Source organism: Chryseobacterium sp. NRRL B-14798 (genome assembly GCF_050470705.1).
Lineage (GTDB): Bacteria > Bacteroidota > Bacteroidia > Flavobacteriales > Weeksellaceae > Chryseobacterium > Chryseobacterium cupriresistens.
Window position 1 is genome coordinate 3,278,005 of sequence record NZ_JBFLUL010000005.1, and the last position, 20,152, is coordinate 3,298,156.

Genomic DNA, 20,152 nt, shown 5'->3' on the forward strand with positions numbered 1-20,152 from the left:
TTTAGTTTTTATAATTGTATTTCATCTCTTTTACAACCTGACCATTTACATCTACTACTTTCTGAAGTCTGCCTGCTGAATCATAGAGATAATTCTCCCTGATTCCTGACGATGGCGTAATACTTCGCACCCCAATCAATGGATCATAAGTATAAGTGGTAATCAGATAGTTTGGTAAACTATTTCTAAATGTATTTAGTACTGATAAAAGTGACGTTTCATCATTATTTGATAAAGCCTGAGCATCAGAATCGGATGCTGAGATAATTGCAGATATCAATCCCGAAACCTGATCATATGTTGCACCTTCAATCTTTGCAATAGGCTGAGTTTCATTATATCCCCAAATTATTGTGACAGGAACACCTGCTTTTGTAGTATATTGCTGCAGATTGCCTTTAGTATCATATTTGTCATAAGTGACTTCTGTATATTGATTATTTTGCAAATCGGTAGATAAGACAGAACTTGGGAACAAATTCAATGGATTATCATATTTTATTTCTGATTTACTGATGGTTTTGTCATTTTTCTTTACCGCTGTTTCCAATGGAACACCTACCATATTGGCATTGATCAACTTTTGATTAGCTTTTTCGTGGGCATATGCATAATCTTTTTCGATTAAAATATTATCGGCAGAAGTAATAATTTCTTTTGTTAATTGATAATGTTGAGGATTACTATAAAGATAACTGATTTTTGTAGTTAAGGAATCTGTTTGACTTCCATACATATAATCTGTAATTTTTTTACTTGTTAATGCTACTCGTCCTATTGATACGTAATCATTAAAATAATAGAACCTTTCTGGATTTTGTTCATAATTACCACCATTAATTATTCCCACATTAGATTCATTATCTTGTTCAAATACATTAACCGTCCTGATTCTATTTTCAATAAACTTTTCATAAAAATTTTCCTCTTTTTTAACAGGAATATAATTAGTTCCTTCTTTTTTGTATGAAATAGTCTCAATAAGATTCGTTTTTTTCCATTCAGGATAAATATATCTTGGATACGGAATAAATATGTTAGTTGTATATATTTTATCTACATCTTTTTCTTTATAATAATATTCTATTTTCCCAAGTTTATTATTTTCCTGTTCATTATCTACAATATATTCAGTCACCTTGTCATAAAATACAGGCGATCCATTACTATGAGATATTTCTACCATGGGGTTTGAACTAATAATATTCATCAATCTTACGTGAGTAATATTTCCCATAATTACTCTTGTTTTCCTGTTATAGAAATTGTCAAAATCAAAAGGGTTAGTTAATATTTTTCCAATACCAATATTATTAACTTTTTTAGAACCATAATCATATGATTTTTTTGACAAAACTGTATTGTTACTATCCGTATTAATAATATTTTTAATTCTTAATCCTCCAGCCTGTGTAGGTTGAATACTTTCGGGAGGTACAGGAGCATAATATTTATATGTACCTGAAACAGATATAAACGGACTATTACATGGGCTTCCACTTGATGGACCTGTTGCATTTTTGGTATCTAAATCAATTTTAATGTGAGAGCCTTGATGAATAAAAAATGTCATTGACTCAGTTTTAATATTATTGGATCCAGTTGGTCCATGAGTTACTGTTTTTGTTTCACCATCAACAGTTATTGTTGCTGTTAAAGGTTGTCCTAAACTGTAGTGTCCTGATAACATGATCGCGAAATTTACTGTTCCTAGAGGCTGTTGCGTAATTTGATATTCTTTTATGGTATGAGGTGAAGCAATGAGTCCTGATTCATCAGTACAACCAGAACTAGATTTTAACGCATATGCACTTGCTCCTGCCTGAAAAACTCCCAATCCTAGCTCCTGTTGTTTTGTTAAAAAATAATTTGGTTCATATTCATATGTTGTTGAACCACCTGTAGGATAGGTAATCTTATTAAGCACTCCCGATTTCATATAATTAAAGTTTGCCTGACGATTTTCGTTAGTTAACGTTCCTTTAATTAAGGCATCAGGTGAAAATAAATTTTCAAATAATGCATTATCAAATAACACTGTAGGTAGTAAAGTTGTGTTATTATTTTTTCCATTATAGTATCCCCAATAATCTATTCCATAAGTTGATTCTCTTGCCGGTAGAGGAGAACTATAATCATATCCAAATTTGAATTGATTTATTAGATCATTTTGTTGGTCATAAAACTTTACTGAATTTAGTTTTAGACTTTTTTTATAAAAATCCATAAACCAATAATTAACATCCGTAATCTTCGGTCTTTCAAAGTAATCATTATTATCAAAAATTATTTTGTTAATTAATTTGTTTTGCTTATTATATACTATTAAACCTGAAATTCTCGGTGGACGATTATTTAGTGGATAAACATCTTGACGATCTTCATTTCTGATAAATTCTACATATCCATCATTATATTTTAGCTTATCCATAACCAAAACATCTACTTCAGTTTCTAAATATTGTTTACTACCTGTAGGTACACCTCCAACATTATCGATCATACGGATCTTATTTTCAGAGGAAAATGTTCTATATGTTTTTGATCTGTACTTTACATATTCAATATTAATAGTGTCTTTTTTATCAGCAGATATAATTTCGGAAAGATACCACGAAGAAGTATATAGTGACGGCTGAGCATCATAACTTGTATTTCCATCAGTTTCACTTCGCATTTTAGTGTCCCACACCGTTTCCCAATTATCTTTATTTTCAAGGCTTTTTCCAAATCTATAGATAGTCCCTTTTTCGTCTTTCACAATAATACTCCCGATCCCAAATACTGCGTCTATCTTTTGAGGATCAAATTCTGCACTCACAACTTTCCCCTCATTATTTATATAAAATGCCCCAGAAAGTCCCACATTCGTCGAGATATTAAATTGATCTGGAGTCTTATCTTGATGAAAAGAAGAATTTCCACTTCCTTCTTCATATTCATTAAAATTATAATATCTTTTAATGGTTGAATTATTACCAATCGTTCCGAGTAGAGTACTGCTACTGCTAAGTTGATTTATATCATTATATACAGGTATAGAATTTCCACCTGTTAAGAAGCCATTTGGTTTATCATCAGGAATATCTTGTAAATTACGAAATATCATTCCTCCTGCGTTTAGCACCCATCCTAACCCTACTGAAGAAGCTTCTTGGTTTAGCTTAATACCACTAGCATGATATGAAAGTGAGATTGGCAATGATAAACTTCCACTTTTAATTATATACAATGGTATATCAATTTTAGGAACACCTGTTGAAGGATCAACAGGATAATTACCATATAATTCCAAATTGTAAACTTCAGGGGACGATACTTTGGGGATATATGGAATTGTTTGCTTCTGCGAACTTTGCGAAAAAAGTAAAATATTTACCGTTAGCGCTATTATTATCAATATTTTTTTCATTCGTGTTTATTTTTTAATAAGTTTTGCATTTGCAGTTTTACCAGAATCAGTTTTTATAGTCACCAGATAAGCTGCCTGAACCAAAGCCTGGGTATTTATCTTAGTCACTCTGTTTTTGGTTTTAATACTCTGAAGTTGTCTTCCACTCATGTCATACAGCAGAATATCAGCGTCTTTAAAATCAAAGCCCATTTCTACATAAGCATAATCTGATACAGGATTTGGGTATATCTTGATATCATATTTTTCAATTAACTGATCAACCTGTTTATCTCCCAGTTTCACAATTTTCCAGTTCTCTTTACCAAACTCTTCTGCGCTGGTTCCCGCCAGAATAATAGAACCGTCTCTGTTTAGCTTTAGGTCTGAAAGTCTCTCTTCTTTTTGCCTGGATTCTCCTTTTATATGTTTTCTCCACTGCTCATTTCCATTCTGGTCAAGGTATAGCATCCAGAAGGTTTCATCATCAGTTTCAATTCTTCCTTCAGCCTGCGTATAGCCTCCCAATAAGATTCCCTTGAAGATTTATCATCTGCTGAATGAAGAACGCTAATACCCATCAGGATATCCCTGTTACCCAAATTGTAAGACTTCTGCCACTGTTCATCTCCTCTTTCATTTAAAGCAATCAGCCAAAGGTCTGTTCCTTCTTCTAGACCTACTGTTTTATTGCCTGATCTTTCTGATCTGGATTCTCCAGCAATGATAAAGCCAGTTGAAGTTAATGCAAGGGTTCTGATATGATCATCTCCTTTTCCTCCAAAATTCTTTTCCCATTCCACTTTTCCGTTTTTGTCAAGCTTTACAATCCAGTAATCGCCTTCGCCGAAGTTTTCAGTTTTCTTAGAACCACTTACACAGCTTCTGGAATAGATGCCTAATAAAGCTCCGCCATCACGGGTAGGGACCATCTTTTCTACTTCATCTAAACCTCGCCCTCCTAATGTTTGTTCAGATAGTGTTTTTCCGTCCTTGTCTAATCTAATGATCAGAACATCTTTTGACCCATAACCTTTAGAGGAATTTTGTACACTTCCAGCAACCATGAATCCCTGATCTGTAGTCTGAATCACAGATCTTGCTTCTTCATCTGATGAGTTTCCTAGGGTTTTCTGCCATAATTCATCTCCAAATTCATTGATTCTAATTAACCAAATGTCGGAGCCACCTTTAGAATCCTCCTTTTTATCCAACCCCTTTCCTGAATATGAAGTTCCAGAAATCAGAAACCCACCGTCCTGAGTAGTAACCGTTGAAGATAAATAGTCGTGATTGTTTCCGGCAAAATACTTCTCAAAAACCTGTCCTCCCTGTTGATTTAATTTAATCAGGTGAAAGTCATAACCATTGTTTTGTCTGCTGTTTTGTTGAAGCTTATCAGTTTGAATGCTGCTTCCCGTAATAAGATACTGTCCGTCAATTGTCGTAGTGATCTGGCTTAAAAAATCCTGGGCTGAGGACTTTATATCTTTCTGCCACACCACTTCCTGGGCATGGATACCCAGGGCTGTACATAAGATAAATGCACTGAGATAGATCTTTTTCATTCCCGTGTTTTTTTTGAGTTGATAATTAGTTTTTTTAATAATGCAGCAAATTTAACATTTTTTAAGAAACAATAGACATTCGCATTTAAAAGAAAACAATTATATTTTTAAAAACATCAAATTATACTTATTTCACAAAAATATAAGGTTTAAACGACAAAACTTGTCGTATTAATAATGAATTTGAAAAGATGAAAAACAAATACGAAAAGCCTCATAAAAAACAGAATTACAAATTAAAATCATATTCGTAGACCAAATCAAAATTTCTTACCAATTCAAAAGTCTCACAGAGCGAAGTAGCAACTTTGTTAGGACGTAAGGACTTTCAAAGTTGCGAATGAGCTCCTAACTTCTCCGTGTAGTTGTAAAATCGCACGCATTTTAATAGGTAATATATCCTTTCTTAAAAACATAATTTTAGAAGCATTCCTTTTTATAAAGCTGGTTCGCATTAAGCTTTTAAAAAGTACAAATCAAGCCATCTACATATTGTAGATTTTAAGGTATCCAACTAAAAGGCGGACTTCTTAGAATTATAAGAGCCAATTAGAAGAACAAACTATGTCAAAATTTAAGTGGACTGTATCATTATGCAGATACTAACTGCCAACAGAAAAAAATTGTAATTCCACTTACTAATATCTCCATCAATAAAAGGCTGATAATTTAGCTTTCATTGATAATCAAAGCCAAATAGTTCCTTGCAACGCCATTGTAAAGGTATACATCATTTGCAGATTTAATTTTCTGAAAAATGAAATATGCTACATAAAGAAACTGTCAGTAAGGAAATGTGGGAACTTCTTCAAAAACTAATGAAAGAAGAAAGACTAAAGGACTTTACCCTGGTAGGTGGTACCGCACTCAGTCTAATGCTTGGCCATCGTTTAAGTATTGATATTGATCTGTTTACAACTAAACCATTTAATGAGAAGTCTGTCCTAAACTATCTTTCGAATAACTATCCTGTAGAAATTAAAAATACATTTGAAAACACATTACTTTTGAAAATATCTGAAATCAAGGTCGATATCCTTGCCCATCAGTATCCATGGCAATTACCTAGAATAATAACAAAAGAAGACATTAGGCTGGCATCCCTTGAGGATATAGGCGCTATGAAACTTCACGCTATATTTCAAGATGGAAGCAGAATTAAAGATTTCGTTGATATGCATTTTCTATTAGAACATAATTCCCTTAAGACTTATCTTGATTTTTATCAAAAAAAATACGGAGGAAATCCCTCACTTGCTGCATTAAGTTTACTACATCACGACAATATCGATAGGAATGTACAAGTAAAGATGATAAAAAGTAAAGATATAACCTGGCAAAAGATAGAGGAGAGATTAAAAAAGTCAGTACATAACCCATTACTTAAATTTACTGAAATCAAAGAGCAAAATAATAAACAAAAGAGACGTGGATTCAAGCATTAAACTTTTATATATCACTATTATTCAGTAAATTTATACTATGAAAACAGGAAATAAAAAAAGACCAAGTTTTGATATTGATCCTTCATTTTTTTGGGATTTTGATTTAGATGAGATGGATCTAGATAAAGCCTATAAGTCAATTATTGCCCGTATTGTTGAACGTGGCAATCAAAACGACATTGATAGAATTGTAGAATTTTATACTTACGAAAAAGTAGTCAAAGCAATTCGTGACGAAATCCATTTCCTTCCAAATTATGCAATTGATAAAGCTATAGAATTTTTCCCCGAACTTAAAAAAGAGGATATGCACTGCTATATCAATCGTAAGGATAAACCATATCATTGGATATAGCTAAGAAACTAGTTATTTGAGACATAACTCAAAAATATAATTGAAAGGAGCTACATTGGAAATAACAATGGCAATAGTAATGGATAAACGATTATGAATTGCAAAAATTACTATCTTTCCAACCACTTACAACAGCCTAAAACCTTTCACGATACATTGCATAGATATGAATTGCTTCCAAAATTTATTATCTTAGTAATTAGTCACAGCGCTTGTTTCATTGGTATATGTGCTGTTAAGTTGTGAATTGCTTTCAAAAATCATTACCTTAGTGATTAATCACAGCTTTCAATCATGAACCTAGACTATCAAATAAATTGTGAATTGCTTTCGAGAATTAGTATCTTCTTGTAGTCATAGCCAAACCAATGGGGAAACATATTAGTAGTTATCTGTGAATTGTTTTCAAAAATTATTACCTTAGTGATTAGTCACAGCATTTAATTCCCGGAAGTAATGAGGCTCATGGCTGTGAGTTGTTCTCAAAAAATTGTTACCTTAGTGATTAGTTACAAGTGCCTTTGAGTGAAGTTCTCACGGAAATGGTTGTGAATTGCTTTCGAAAATTATTACTTTAGTGATTGGTCACAGCAGTGTTTTATTATCACCTACAGGCGATACAGTTGTGAATTGCTTTCAAAATTTACTATCTTCGTGATTAGTCACAACATTGGATTACAATTCGTCAATACGGAAGTAGTTGTGAATTGCTTTCAAAATTTACTATCTTCGTGATTAGTCACAACCGGCATTTCATCCATTGTTTGTTAACCCCAATTGTGAACTGCTTTCAAAATTATTATCTTTGTGATTAGTCTCAGCTCTTTCTATTTCTTCCATGTTTTTCCATGGAGTTGTGAATTGCCTTCATAAATTATTATCTTCGTGATTAGTCACAGCCATTTACCGGATTCAAATCACAAACACAACGTTGTGAATTGCTTTCAAAAATTATTACCTCCGTGATTAATCACAGCAAACCTGGACTGAACTAAAAGAGACCATGTGTTGTGAATTGCTTTCAAAATTATTACCTTCGTGATTAATCACAGCTCTTCAACCTTCCGGAAGACCAGTTTATCAGTTGCGAATTGCCTTCAAAAATTATTCCTTCGTGACCAGTCACAGCAAACTAACCAAAGTGTAGCTTTTTGATTTAGTTGTGAATTGCTTTCAAAAAATATTATCTTCGTGATCAGTCACAGCACTAAATTATGAAACAGTTACAACTCGATTGGTGTGAATTGCTTTTAAAAATTGTTATATTCGTGATCAGTCACAGTTTTAACTACACGAATTATCGTAAATTTACTGTTGTGGATTGCTTTCAAAAATTATTATCTTCGAGATCAGTCACAGCTACGGAAACCCACAATACCAAATCAACTAAGTTGTGAATTGCTTTCGAAAATTATTACATTCGTGATCAGTCAAAGCATGTTTCAAAGCAATCTGGAATTTACTTTGGTTGTGAATTGCTTTCAAAATTATCACCTTTGATTAGTCACAACGAAGTAAGAAAAGAAGCAATCGAGTCAGTAGTTGTGAATCGCTTTCAAAATTATTACCTTCGTGATCAGTCACAGCAAACTAACCAAAGTGCAGCTTTTTGATTTAGTTGTAAATTGCTTTCAATAAATATTATCTTCGTGATTAGTCACAGCTTAGAGCACAAAGACCCCATGCGGAGGACTGTTGTGAATTGCATTCAATCTTTATTATCTTAGTGATTAGTCACAGCATTGGAAATATTTTGCGTAACGAATTCGTTGTTGTGAATTGCTTTCAAAAATTATTACCTTCGTGGTTAGTCACAGCGAAAAGAGATTAATCCGAATCGAAAACGACGTTGTGAATTGCTTTCAAAAAATTATTACCTTCGTGATTAATCACAGCATCGCCAGGAACCGGTATGATTTAACGAACGTTGTGAATTGCTTTCAAAATTATTATCTTAGTGATTAGTTACAGCAATAAAACTAGCTATGAGTCACCAAGAGAAGTTGTAAATTGCTTTCAAAATTATCACCTTCGTGATTAGCCACAGCACCAGATATTCAGACGTTGGAAAAGGCATGGTTGTGAACTGCTTTCAAAAATCACTATCTTCGTGATTAGTCACAGCCTGGAATAAAAACTCCAAAAGAGCTAACTAGTTGTGAATTGCTTTCAAAAATTATTATCTTCGTGATTAGTCACAGCGTTAAGGCCGTAAAGGGTTTGTTTTTTATCGTTGTGAATTGCTTTCAAAAATTATTATCTTCGTGATTAGTCACAGCAACCATGAAACAGTTAGAGATAAAAACAAAGTTGTGAATTGCTTTCAAAAATTATTATCTTCGTGATTAGTCACAGCTTCACACTATTTCAGGACGCTTCTCAGAGCGTTGTGAATTGCTTTCAAAAATTATTATCTTCGTGATTAGTCACAGCTGAAAAAATTTTAGACAGATATCTGCACTAGTTGTGAATTGCTTTCAAAAATTATTATCTTCGTGATTAGTCACAGCCAAACTTGTAATACATAGCAAAAGCGTTCTGTTGTGAATTGCTTTCAAAAATTATTATCTTCGTGATTAGTCACAGCAAACTGCATAAATGAAAGGATTAATTACTGGTTGTGAATTGCTTTCAAAAATTATTATCTTCGTGATTAGTCACAGCTGCCTCCTCGTCTCGGTCGTTTGAACATGAGTTGTGAATTGCTTTCAAAAATTATTATCTTCGTGATTAGTCACAGCAACCGATACCGGTACGTTTGTTCTGTTTTTGTTGTGAATTGCTTTCAAAAATTATTATCTTCGTGATTAGTCACAGCTAAAGTTAAAATGCAGTGATGTAATATTGGGTTGTGAATTGCTTTCAAAAATTATTATCTTCGTGATTAGTCACAGCAAAGAACAGTGGCGGAAAAAGACAAAGACGGTTGTGAATTGCTTTCAAAAATTATTATCTTCGTGATTAGTCACAGCTTTCAGAAGGACAGTTTACAATCGAATATGGTTGTGAATTGCTTTCAAAAATTATTATCTTCGTGATTAGTCACAGCGTAATTGAAAATATCTTCATCAACTAAGGCGTTGTGAATTGCTTTCAAAAATTATTATCTTCGTGATTAGTCACAGCAGACCCTTACAAGTTCTATCATAGGGAGTAGTTGTGAATTGCTTTCAAAAATTATTATCTTCGTGATTAGTCACAGCAACGTCGAAAAAATCGTGGTGAAGATGTTTGTTGTGAATTGCTTTCAAAAATTATTATCTTCGTGATTAGTCACAGCAGGCTGAAACACTGGAAGCATTAGAACAGTGTTGTGAATTGCTTTCAAAAATTATTATCTTCGTGATTAGTCACAGCTTGATGGTGACAATTACATTTGGGGAGATAGTTGTGAATTGCTTTCAAAAATTATTATCTTCGTGATTAGTCACAGCAAACTTAAAATTTTGGTGAATACTGAAGCGGTTGTGAATTGCTTTCAAAAATTATTATCTTCGTGATTAGTCACAGCGAGACAGCAAAACAGAAGTTGGATGATGCTGTTGTGAATTGCTTTCAAAAATTATTATCTTCGTGATTAGTCACAGCGATAACGCCTTTTTCAACGTCTATTCGGTTGTTGTGAATTGCTTTCAAAAATTATTATCTTCGTGATTAGTCACAGCACGGTATGATAGTACATGAGTACATAACTAGTTGTGAATTGCTTTCAAAAATTATTATCTTCGTGATTAGTCACAGCTTTACTGAAGTGGAGCTTCCTGTTAACCATGTTGTGAATTGCTTTCAAAAATTATTATCTTCGTGATTAGTCACAGCTACGCCTTGAAATTGATATGCAAGTTTCAAGTTGTGAATTGCTTTCAAAAATTATTATCTTCGTGATTAGTCACAGCCTCAAAAAATAATCTACTGGTTTTCAGTAGATTATTTTTATATTTAGAATTTAAAATTTAGAATAATTCAAGCTGCTGAAAGGTTGGAGGTGGCTCTTCTTTATTCCTGGCAAAGAAGATTTCAATATCTCCAAATTGTTTGTCCGTGATACACATAATGGCCACTTTCCCGGCTTTTGGAAGTATAAATTTAACTCTTTTAATATGAACCTCAGCATTTTCCCGGCTCGGACAATGGCGTACATACATTGAGAACTGAAACAAGGTGAAACCATCATCAATGAGCGCTTTCCGAAAGCGGTTAGCATCTTTCATATTCGCTTTGGTCTCAGTCGGGAGATCATATAATACTAAAACCCACATAATCCGGTATGCGTTAAACCTTTCGGCGTTCATAACAGTTCAGGATAAGAAATCAGTCTTTTTTCTCCTGTATAGCATTTGTAAAGCGACGAAGCCGTCATTTTTACAGCAACCAGCAATGGCCTTGTTTTATCATCAATACGCACATCTTTGGTTGCAATCTGCAGAATATGAGCCTTAAATTCTTTCGCCAGTTCTTCTGCATCAGGATAAATTTTCAGCCACTGCATTACTAGTAAATCAATAAACGGACGATAAGGTTCCATCAGATCATCGGCAAGGCAGTAAGGATTATATTTATTTTTATGAAAAATTCCCAATACGGGCAATAATCCTGTTTCAACAATAGCCCTGGCAACAATACTTCTGAGAACCGCATACCCGAAATTAAAGAACTGATTGGGTGATTCTCCGAAACGCTGTCTCAAAAAATCAAGGCTGATCAGATATTTCCAATAATGCTGAGCTGCAATACCTTCCATATTGCTTAAATCCCCAGACTTTACATTTGTTTGGTATTCAACCATTGGTTCATAATAGTTTCCCAACTTCATCAGAACATTTTTCTGATTTTCGATCTTACATTCCACGGTCTGTTTCCAAAGTTGCTTTTTCAGCGGTTCACTGGCTTCAAGCTGATCTTTTACCCGGTCAGAATGTTCAGTATGACCATACAGTGGAAGCATAATTCCGAGAGGTAAATGATGCGCATCACAACTAATGACCACCACATTATTTCCCATCATCTTCTGAATCAAATTATGCGAAATGGTAATCTGATAATGATCCAGCATAAGCAAACCCAAATCTTCCACAGGAACACTCCCCTTTTCCATTTTGGTTTCTGGACAGAGGATTTTCAGCTGCTCATCTTTGAGCTTAAGATAAGCGGGATTACCGATGTAGATTGAACGGGTAATCATAATTATATCTTTGCAATGTTCCCTAAACGGTCGACTTTAAGTTTTACACAGTTTTCTTTTATCATAATGGGCTTGGCGTTTTTATCAAACATACAACTCCCATCATAGAAATTCTGCATTCTCTCACCTTTACTATTTGTACCATTTTCATTTTTTATTATTTCTGTCGCATTTGCGTAAGGAATAAAATGTCCCTCACCTCCTGTACAACTAACAAATTTATATATCCTTTTAACTTGTTCATCAGAAAGGCTTTCAAAATCGATATTTGTCATATTACCCCGCTCATCATCAGATAGAATATAAACCAAATCATTCGGGCATAAATAGAAATCATTTGTACTTCTTAAGTCAACCACAGGTAAACCTTGCTTTTGCCTTTCAATCACCTCATTCAAAGGAATGGTTTCATAGCTTCTCTTGCCGTTTTTATCTTCGTACACTCCAAAAAACAAATTGGTTCCTTTTGCGGCTTCTACGTATTTATCTTTTTTATTTCCGGATTGTCCTACCTGAAATTTACTACCCAGTTCAAAAACCCTTACTTTGTTGATGGGCTGATGAGGTTTACCATCATTATACTTCTCAATACTTTTATTCAAATCTTCAATTCCTTCGGGTGAAAAAGCCAATTCCGTATTTCCGTCTTTATGCATTATATAATTTTTGAGAATTTTTTGAATCCCTGTATCAGTAATGGAGCCTATTGATTTTAAATCGAATGAAGCGTCAAGGCTTTTCCTTGTTGCTGTTAAAATTTTTCCTTTTGGGACTTTTACCCAAGGTAAATCTACTTTACCGGAAACCGTATCTTTATGCATTGGTTTTCTAATCGCCCAATTTATTCCCTTTTGCTTTATTCTTGTCTTATTTCTTACACCATCTTTCTCTACATATTTTTCGTAATAATTCGTTGCTTTATTAATGACCCTAAGGTTTTGTTTAAAACTTACAATAACCGTTTCCAAATTATGCATAGCATCAACAGTAAAATTTTTCCAGGGTTTTAAAAATTGTTTTGGCACTTCTCTTTCGATCTTCTCCCCTGTTTGCGTATGGAAATAAACAACTCTTTCAAACTTCATTAATTTCTTTTTCAAATCATAGCGTTTGGTTTCCGATTTTGCCGATTGATTATTTAATAAATTTACGTGATCCTTTGTAGCACAAGCAATTACCAAAGCGTCTAGAGCATGATGACGATGGTCGATCCTTTTTTTAGAAAAACCTTTCGAATACTCAATTGGAACGGTCGGCAAAAACTTTTGAAAATTTTCGTTCCAGGCGGTAAAATCCGTCGAATTGGTCAACTGATTCATTCTTTTAAAACGGGGTAAAATCAAGTCATTCCAAACATCATTCAGCCCCCAGTCCTTTTTCAATTGGGTAGTAATTTTTCCATTTCCGGGAACAATGCTTTTAGAATTTACTCCTTCATCCGAACCATCTTCTAAGCGAACAATATTAGAAAGTATACCGGAAATATATTTACTGATATAACGAGTATCATTGATCTGACGTTCAATCATTTTTTCAGGAATATCTTCTAAAAGAAGTTTATTTCTTTTACTTCGGTTATTGGCGTAGTGCTTCTTAACAAAATCTTCGTATTGATCAATATCAAAAACCTTCACGCTTTTACCCAAACCAAGTTCAATAATAGTTCCTCCAAACTGCTTAATAAATCCAAGTCCGATATAATTATCCTTCAATTTGTTAACTGCCGATTCACAAATAATTTTATTACTAAAACTATCATCAAAGTATCGACTTTGTGGGATAATATGTTCAATTTCATATTCTGGCGTAAACAATTTATTTAGTGGAATCATTTGCCCGGTATAAGGCGATTTGTATTTCTGTTCCAGCCAAAGTTTATACCGTTTTAAATCTGAAGGAGAAGGTTGCGCCGTTTTGCTTATTTTTAAATATTCATCTTCAATTTCAATGCCTGAATTTAAAACACCGTCCTCATAAATTTTCAGAATTTCTTGTTGCTGGGGTGAAAACGGACGAACATTTTCTACAGCATGATCATTCATCATTTCAGCTAATAGAGCTTTGATGCGGAGATTCGTATTTTCATTTTCAATAATTTGGCTCGTAAGTTTCTTTCTATCTTCAGCCGGAAGTTTCATTTCCCTTCCCAACTCTATATGAATTTCATTGAAGAAGTCTTTTGCTCCTTTTCCGTATTTTAGCCAAATATCTTTCACAACACGTAAAGTCTCAGTAATGACCTGCTCTACAATTGGATTGCGAAGCGAGTGGTGTTTAAAATCTTTTAAAAATTCTTCCAAATCATCAGCTGAATTCCATTTCGCTGTTATTGATGCTTCCGAATGTCTTCCATATACAATATATTGAGCCAGCCACAATTGTAAACCCTGGAAATCATTTTCATTCGTAAGATGGACTGCCTTTTCTCTTACCTTATCTTTTATATTTTCATCATATTCTCCATTAATGATCTTCTTAATCCTGTCTTTTGAAGACTGATCAATATTGGCATAATCCCAATATTTGCCCAATCGCATTATAGGCAACAATTTCTTAATTGCTTTTTCCGAATAGGAACCATATTCGCTTTTAAATGGTGGAAATTTTCTGAAAGCCTCGAAAAAAGAACTTTCGTCTAGATGATGTTTTGATGCAAAGGTTTTTAAGGCTTTTTCGTATTCTATTTTATCATTGACAGAATAGATAATATGCCAAATCTGTTGTTCGATTTCCCTGGTCAGAAAATCATCGGAAATATTTTCTACTTTTTCCAATCGAGTTGAAATCATCGTCTTCGTTTCATTGCAGGGGTATTTTTTATCCTCTACAAAATTCCAACGATGTGTTTTCTCATTGAGCTTAAAATGTTTCAATAGAGCTTTTTGATCAATTTCTTTTCTGTTATTTAAAAACTCAAACAGATTTTCGATATCCTGGGTAGTGGTTAAAAATTCTTTGATAACGTTTTCATCATTATCTTTTTTATATAGATTAAGATTAAAAATCCATTGCCAGAGACGAAACTCCTGATAATATGGATTCGATTTTGGAATGGCTTTTAAATATTGTGTATGTTCTGCTCCATTTTCATCTTTGTATTTTCTGAATTCCAAAGTACAGTTGGAAATAGAAGACTTCTGGCTTCTCAACGGTCTTTGGTAGAAAACAATATCCTCCATAAAAAGATGTACAAAATCTTTTTTACTTAAAGTCAGTTGATGGGCTTCATTATTTCTGTACAACTCGCGAATACAACTATTATATAAATCATCATTTTGTAATTCCTGATGGAACTGCTTTTGCTTTTCTAATATCTGCCTGAGTTCTTCTTTATAGAATTTTCTTTCAATCGTACGAACTAGTTTCCCTTTGATTTTTTGTTTGGGATTATTAAGGAGAGTTTCGTAAATATATATTCCAACGGTTTTATGAGACTGCTCGATTTCCTGCTCTGTTTTCTTCTTTACCAAAGTCCAATCGTTCTCACCCGGTGCCCGGAAACTTCTTTTTTCATTTCCGTCTTTGTCTGTTTTAACACTTCCATCATCATTCAAATCAGTTGTTACAATAAAATCTCTTGTTTTATCTTTCCAATCAAACAACGATATTTTACTTGCCCTTCTGTAAATCCATCCATTTTCTAAAACCAAAGAATACCATATATCTGATTTGCTTTTTTGTGGCTCATCTGCTAGAACATCCACAACTTTTAAAGAATAAAATTCAACAATTTTATTAGGATTTTCTTCCTCTTCTTCCCCACGCAATTGATAATATCCACGTTTTTGGTTAAAATTCAAAAGAATCCAGGCCAACTCCTCTTTTTCAATTTTTTGAGAAAGTGCCTTTTTACGGAGATAATAAATCGTCCAGTCGTACGGTATTTTTAAATCCTGTCCGTTCGTTTTAAAATCTTCAAGCATCTCGTTGAAAGAGTTTTGGAACAGAAATGAAAAATGTCCTTCAATATTTTTCCAGGCCAATTTTGGTTCAGTTTCAACTTTGAACTTCCCAAATCGTTTTTCAAAATCAATCTGTGAAGCATAGTGTTCTGGAAGGGAATTCAAAATGTTTAAAACCCTGTGAAGCCTCTCCCTTCGTAGAAGAAATCGTTCACGTAATCTTCTTACACTTCTGTATTTTGTACGTTCCGCAGTTTGCGAAACAGAATTCCCTTTACCAAAATCGCCCAAAATATCTTGAGACATCGGAATTATCCTGGTCCCCATTCCAAGAATTTCACCTTGTTTGTTTTCAAAATCCTGTTTTACTAAAGCCCACCCAATAGAGTTTGTTCCCAAGTCCAGTCCAAGTATATTTTTCATCGCTATTAATTTTGATACCACATAAAAATAGTAATAAAAAAAATATTCAAATTATGGATTCCCATAAATACAGTTATTTTTTTTCTTTTATATTTGTATCAATAATTTTGAAAGCAATTCACAATAAGGATTATTCCGTTGTGAAAACATTTAGCGCCTCGACTACCTTCGGGGCATTTTTATTAGAATTATCATCTTTAATACATCAAACCTTTAAGATTATTTAAATCTTCAACAAAATGGTTCGAGAATTGTTCTTCCATGACTACTTAAAGCTCACTTTTCTATATTTCCTGCACAGGCAATAAGAAATACAAAGAAAAATTATGCCTGTGACTTCCTCTTTTAGGATATCTGTAAGTCCAAAGTTTAAATTTTGAATTAAATCAAAATTTATAAAAATGGATACAATAACGAAAAATGATTTAACAGCATTGAGAAACCTAATAGTTTCGGATATTGAGAACCTACTAAAATCTAAGCTAGCTAATTCAAGAGAGGATGAAGAATTTGGCTGGATGCGGAGTAAGGTAATTCGCAGAAAACTGAATATTTCTGCTTCGACATTACAAAACCTCAGGATCACTGGCAAAATTCGATTCAAGAAATTATTGGGCTCGTATTATTACAATTGTGAAGACCTTCAACATCTATTTGATTATGAAAAGGAATGATATACAATACTGGTTTGATTTCCTTGATGAAATTCAAAGTGATCCAAAATTGAATGTTTGGCATATTGCTTTGTTAACTGCAATTGCCCGCCTTGCTTGCAAGCAAAATGAAAAATGGATTATCAGAGTGAGCAGGAGGAAGCTTATGGAGTTTTCGCATATCACTACAATAACCAGTTATCATAAATATTTTAAGCAACTTCAGCAGTTTGGATACATTAAATACATTCCATCTTATCATCCAGATTATCGCAGCACAGTAGAAATTCTGTCTATACAGAAAAGCTGAGACAGAAAAACAATCCCCTCAAAACTTTATGCATTGCGGGGATTGTTTCTATTAAATAATAGCCTTTGCCCTAATGAGCATATTTTCAAAAGCATTACATCTCTCAGCAAGAGAAAGCTCTGAATAAGCGTTCCGAGTGTTTTTTAAATCATGGAATTCTTCTTCGAGCTGTTCGAGAAGTTTAGCCAAATCCCTATTGAAATTATTGTTACCTCTTAGCTTGGCTTCAAGATCTTTCATTTCTCTAGCAATTGATTCCTGTTCAGTGATTGCATAATCCTCTGTCTGTTTCACTGAATGATGACCCAGCATTTCTTTAACAACGTGTATTGATACACCGTTGTTTAAAGTAACCGTACTGGCAAAAGTACGTCGTGCTTTATGAGTATTAAGTATTACATTAACATTACATAAAACCGCTATCTCCTTTAGATATTCATTCATTTTCTGATTTGAGCGACCAGGCAGTACGGTGCTTCTTTTTATGCATAATGGATCATCTTTATATTTCGATACAATTTCCAGCGCTTTAGGCAAGAGTGGGATATCAGTGTCAGATTTTGATTTTTGCCTGCTGGACATAATCCAGGCACTTCCATCATTAGCTTCTTTAATATCTTCCCATTTGAGTTGGAAAGCATCTATATAGGACAATCCTGTGTAACACTGAAAAACAAAAATGTCCCGTACTACCGACAACCTTTCTGAGCTAAATTCTTTTTCTTCAATTCGTTTTAGTTCAGCTTTTGTCAGCGGCTTCTTTTTAACCTTGGTTTTCTTTCCAATAAATAGCTTAAACGGATCTTTAGGAATAATTTCTTTTGCAACAGCTCTTAATACTATTTTCTTAAAATTGCTAATATACTTCAATGAAGTATTGTTAGAACATTTCCTTACTGTTTTTAAGTACAAATCATAATCCTTTACAAACTCGTAGTTCAGTGTTCTGAACTCTACGTCTTCTTTATTATATTGATACTTGATAAATTCTTGAACATGGGACCTTGCGGTAATATAACGGTCATGTGTTCCTTTGGCATATTCTGCGGTCTCTACCAATTTACCCATCTCATCATTATGTTCCTGAAATTCTTCAAGCACCTTATTTCTAGGTTTATATTTTCCGTTTACGAAGTTTATAAGATCAATTGAGGTAATGGGAATACCATTATTCATAAGCTCAGTTCTGTGGCTGTTAATCTTAGTCATTAAAGATTCCAGGAAAAGGTTAATAATCTTTGCATCTTCTTTCGTACCCACAGCTTTGCCTTCTTTCTGATCCCATCGGTTGGGATACCATTTTCTTTTCGTAGAGGTTTCTTTTGGAATACCATCTACAGTTATCCGCACATAAATATGGCGGACCTTTTCATTTTTTGAGCTCTTTAAAAAGAAAGTGAGCCCATAGCTTTGTTCTACTAACATAATTCAACATTTTTTAAGGTTATAAATGTCAAACTAAAAGTTCCTCGAATCAAGATGTTTAGATTTGCAACGTGTTCATTACACATTGTTTAAATGCATTTTTACAGCTTTTTAAGTCTGCTTTCTATGGCAATTTTCAATCAATTTAAAAATTGCCACACAATTGCCACAAACTTTTGGAGTATTTTTGAAAATTACAGCAATTGCAATAAATAAAAAATCCTGCAAATCATTGATTTTGCAGGATTTAAATATTTTTTGATGCTTTTTGAAAACTTACGTTTTTGCATCTTGCGGAGAGTGAGGGATTCGAACCCCCGGACCTGTTACAGTCAACAGTTTTCAAGACTGCCGCAATCGACCACTCTGCCAACTCTCCCTAAACTCCGGCTATACCGTTGTTTTCAGTGGTGCAAATATAGAACGATTTTTAATTTCTGCAAAACTTTTCCCACACAAATTTTAACAAAACTTAATAATAGACTAGGAATCAGGGGAATTATTTTTCACTCTTTCGCTAAAGTTTCAATATAAAAATCTAAAACACCCATGTTTTGGGGAATCCCATCATAGAAAGGCTTTTGTATGACAAAACTTACAGCTATATTTACAAACACACATATTTTTCACTACATTTGTAAAAACACAGCCACCCTATGACAATGGAAAAACTAAGAACTTTAAGAAAGCAGAAAGGCTATACTCAGCAGCAGATTGCTGATCTTCTTGCGACCGATGTCTCCAACTACAGCAGAAAAGAAAATGGAGATGTCAGAATATTTGATGATGAATGGGAAAAACTGGCCAAAGCACTAGATGTTTCTGTAGAAGATATTAAAGAGGAGAAAGCTCTTCAAACACAAAATCAGAACTCTACTCTTAATGACAACTCAAGTCTTAATGATAATGCAAGCATTAATTACAATCTTTTTTGTAACGTTCCCAATTACTTATTAGAAAACCAACAGGAATACATTAATCTTCTGAAAGAGCAGATTAAAGCTTTAAAAAAAGAAAATGAAAAACTAAAAAAGGGATAATCACCACCACATAAAGAACAAAACGGCTTCCAATGGAAGCCGTTTTTATTTTATACCTGTAAAAGCTACCTATTCCCTATCAACAATGGAAATAAAACTGTTTTTTAAAAAATCAGACGGATATACAAACTGATCTCCATCTTCTCCCTTTACTACAATTGCGCCCTGTTCATCATTAAGGCATTTGTCCAGCTGGGTTTTCATGTCATTAAGGGCTCCATTGGGAACTTCAATGATATAGGTTCCGGTAACGTGTGTAACTTTTATGATTTTTGTTTCCATTTTGTTTTTGATTATGGGCTAATTTAGGGATTTTACTTTACGCAAAACAAGATGATCATAATAACTTATCTATCACTTTTACTCAATTGTATAGTCGTAACCACCCCGTCAAAAATTCAAAGAATTTTTGCCACCCCTCCGATGGAGGGGAATGTGTACGTCTTCAGTTGTTATAT

At 33.6% G+C, this 20,152-nt stretch carries 13 protein-coding genes, 1 tRNA gene and 1 CRISPR repeat array; of the genes, 5 read left to right on the plus strand and 9 right to left on the minus strand.

Annotation, left to right across the window (positions count from 1 at the left end; genetic code table 11):
• Nucleotide 1: 1 nt before the first annotated feature.
• From AB1278_RS15185 to AB1278_RS15195, 3 genes are read right to left on the minus strand one after another with little or no spacing between them, the layout of a single operon-like run.
• Nucleotides 2-3,412: a hypothetical protein gene (locus AB1278_RS15185; protein WP_429815431.1), complete on the minus strand. Its 3,411-nt coding sequence runs from the start codon at nucleotides 3,410-3,412 to the stop codon at nucleotides 2-4.
• A gap of 6 nt (nucleotides 3,413-3,418) precedes the next feature.
• Complete coding sequence (locus tag AB1278_RS15190; RefSeq protein ID WP_429815434.1) at nucleotides 3,419-3,862, minus strand: T9SS type A sorting domain-containing protein; 444 nt, start codon at nucleotides 3,860-3,862, stop codon at nucleotides 3,419-3,421.
• Complete coding sequence (locus tag AB1278_RS15195; RefSeq protein ID WP_429815437.1) at nucleotides 3,814-4,959, minus strand: hypothetical protein; 1,146 nt, start codon at nucleotides 4,957-4,959, stop codon at nucleotides 3,814-3,816. The genes AB1278_RS15190 and AB1278_RS15195 overlap by 49 nt, the downstream gene beginning before the upstream one ends.
• A 764-nt stretch (nucleotides 4,960-5,723) precedes the next feature.
• On the opposite strand from AB1278_RS15195, the gene AB1278_RS15200 reads away from it, so the two are divergent.
• Both AB1278_RS15200 and AB1278_RS15205 read left to right on the plus strand, forming a co-directional pair.
• Nucleotides 5,724-6,404 carry a nucleotidyl transferase AbiEii/AbiGii toxin family protein gene (locus AB1278_RS15200; protein WP_227941659.1) on the plus strand — a complete coding sequence of 227 codons (681 nt, stop codon included), beginning with the start codon at nucleotides 5,724-5,726 and terminating at the stop codon, nucleotides 6,402-6,404.
• 37 nt (nucleotides 6,405-6,441) lie between these two features.
• Entirely contained in the window at nucleotides 6,442-6,759 is a 318-nt protein-coding gene (locus AB1278_RS15205) for a DUF6922 domain-containing protein (protein WP_227941660.1), read from the plus strand.
• Between the two features lie 2,078 nt (nucleotides 6,760-8,837).
• Nucleotides 8,838-10,655: direct repeats of the CRISPR family, unit length 47 nt; unit sequence GTTGTGAATTGCTTTCAAAAATTATTATCTTCGTGATTAGTCACAGC.
• A gap of 57 nt (nucleotides 10,656-10,712) precedes the next feature.
• Here AB1278_RS15205 and cas2 read toward each other — a convergent pair.
• Genes cas2 through cas9 form a run of 3 tightly spaced genes read right to left on the minus strand, consistent with a single transcriptional unit; the run spans nucleotide 10,713 to nucleotide 16,266 of the window.
• Nucleotides 10,713-11,051 (minus strand): CRISPR-associated endonuclease Cas2, encoded by a 339-nt coding sequence (gene cas2, locus AB1278_RS15210; RefSeq protein WP_227941661.1) that lies wholly within the window; start codon nucleotides 11,049-11,051, stop codon nucleotides 10,713-10,715.
• Entirely contained in the window at nucleotides 11,048-11,941 is an 894-nt protein-coding gene (gene cas1 / locus AB1278_RS15215; protein WP_227941662.1) for a type II CRISPR-associated endonuclease Cas1, read from the minus strand. The genes cas2 and cas1 overlap by 4 nt, the downstream gene beginning before the upstream one ends.
• Before the next feature lie 2 nt (nucleotides 11,942-11,943).
• On the minus strand, nucleotides 11,944-16,266 hold the full coding sequence (cas9, locus tag AB1278_RS15220) for a type II CRISPR RNA-guided endonuclease Cas9 (RefSeq protein WP_227941779.1): 4,323 nt from the start codon (nucleotides 16,264-16,266) through the stop codon (nucleotides 11,944-11,946).
• Between the two features lie 401 nt (nucleotides 16,267-16,667).
• Between cas9 and AB1278_RS15225 the strand changes: the two genes are divergently transcribed.
• Together AB1278_RS15225 and AB1278_RS15230 are read left to right on the plus strand one after the other, a co-directional pair.
• Nucleotides 16,668-16,940 (plus strand): helix-turn-helix domain-containing protein, encoded by a 273-nt coding sequence (locus tag AB1278_RS15225; protein ID WP_227941663.1) that lies wholly within the window; start codon nucleotides 16,668-16,670, stop codon nucleotides 16,938-16,940.
• On the plus strand, nucleotides 16,927-17,229 hold the full coding sequence (locus tag AB1278_RS15230) for a hypothetical protein (protein ID WP_227941664.1): 303 nt from the start codon (nucleotides 16,927-16,929) through the stop codon (nucleotides 17,227-17,229). The genes AB1278_RS15225 and AB1278_RS15230 overlap by 14 nt, the downstream gene beginning before the upstream one ends.
• A 51-nt stretch (nucleotides 17,230-17,280) precedes the next feature.
• Here AB1278_RS15230 and AB1278_RS15235 read toward each other — a convergent pair whose 3' ends face one another.
• Entirely contained in the window at nucleotides 17,281-18,654 is a 1,374-nt protein-coding gene (locus AB1278_RS15235; protein ID WP_227941665.1) for a site-specific integrase, read from the minus strand.
• A 294-nt stretch (nucleotides 18,655-18,948) separates the two neighbouring features.
• A tRNA-Ser gene (locus AB1278_RS15240) sits at nucleotides 18,949-19,033 on the minus strand.
• Between the two features lie 283 nt (nucleotides 19,034-19,316).
• Here AB1278_RS15240 and AB1278_RS15245 point away from each other — a divergent pair.
• A complete protein-coding gene (locus tag AB1278_RS15245) occupies nucleotides 19,317-19,694 on the plus strand; it encodes a helix-turn-helix domain-containing protein (RefSeq protein ID WP_343644247.1) in 378 nt (125 codons plus the stop codon).
• Between the two features lie 69 nt (nucleotides 19,695-19,763).
• Here the strand turns inward: AB1278_RS15245 and AB1278_RS15250 are convergent, their stop codons facing one another.
• The gene (locus AB1278_RS15250; protein WP_062670628.1) at nucleotides 19,764-19,976 is read right to left on the minus strand and encodes a hypothetical protein; all 213 of its coding nucleotides are present in this window, start codon (nucleotides 19,974-19,976) and stop codon (nucleotides 19,764-19,766) included.
• Nucleotides 19,977-20,152: the final 176 nt, after the last annotated feature.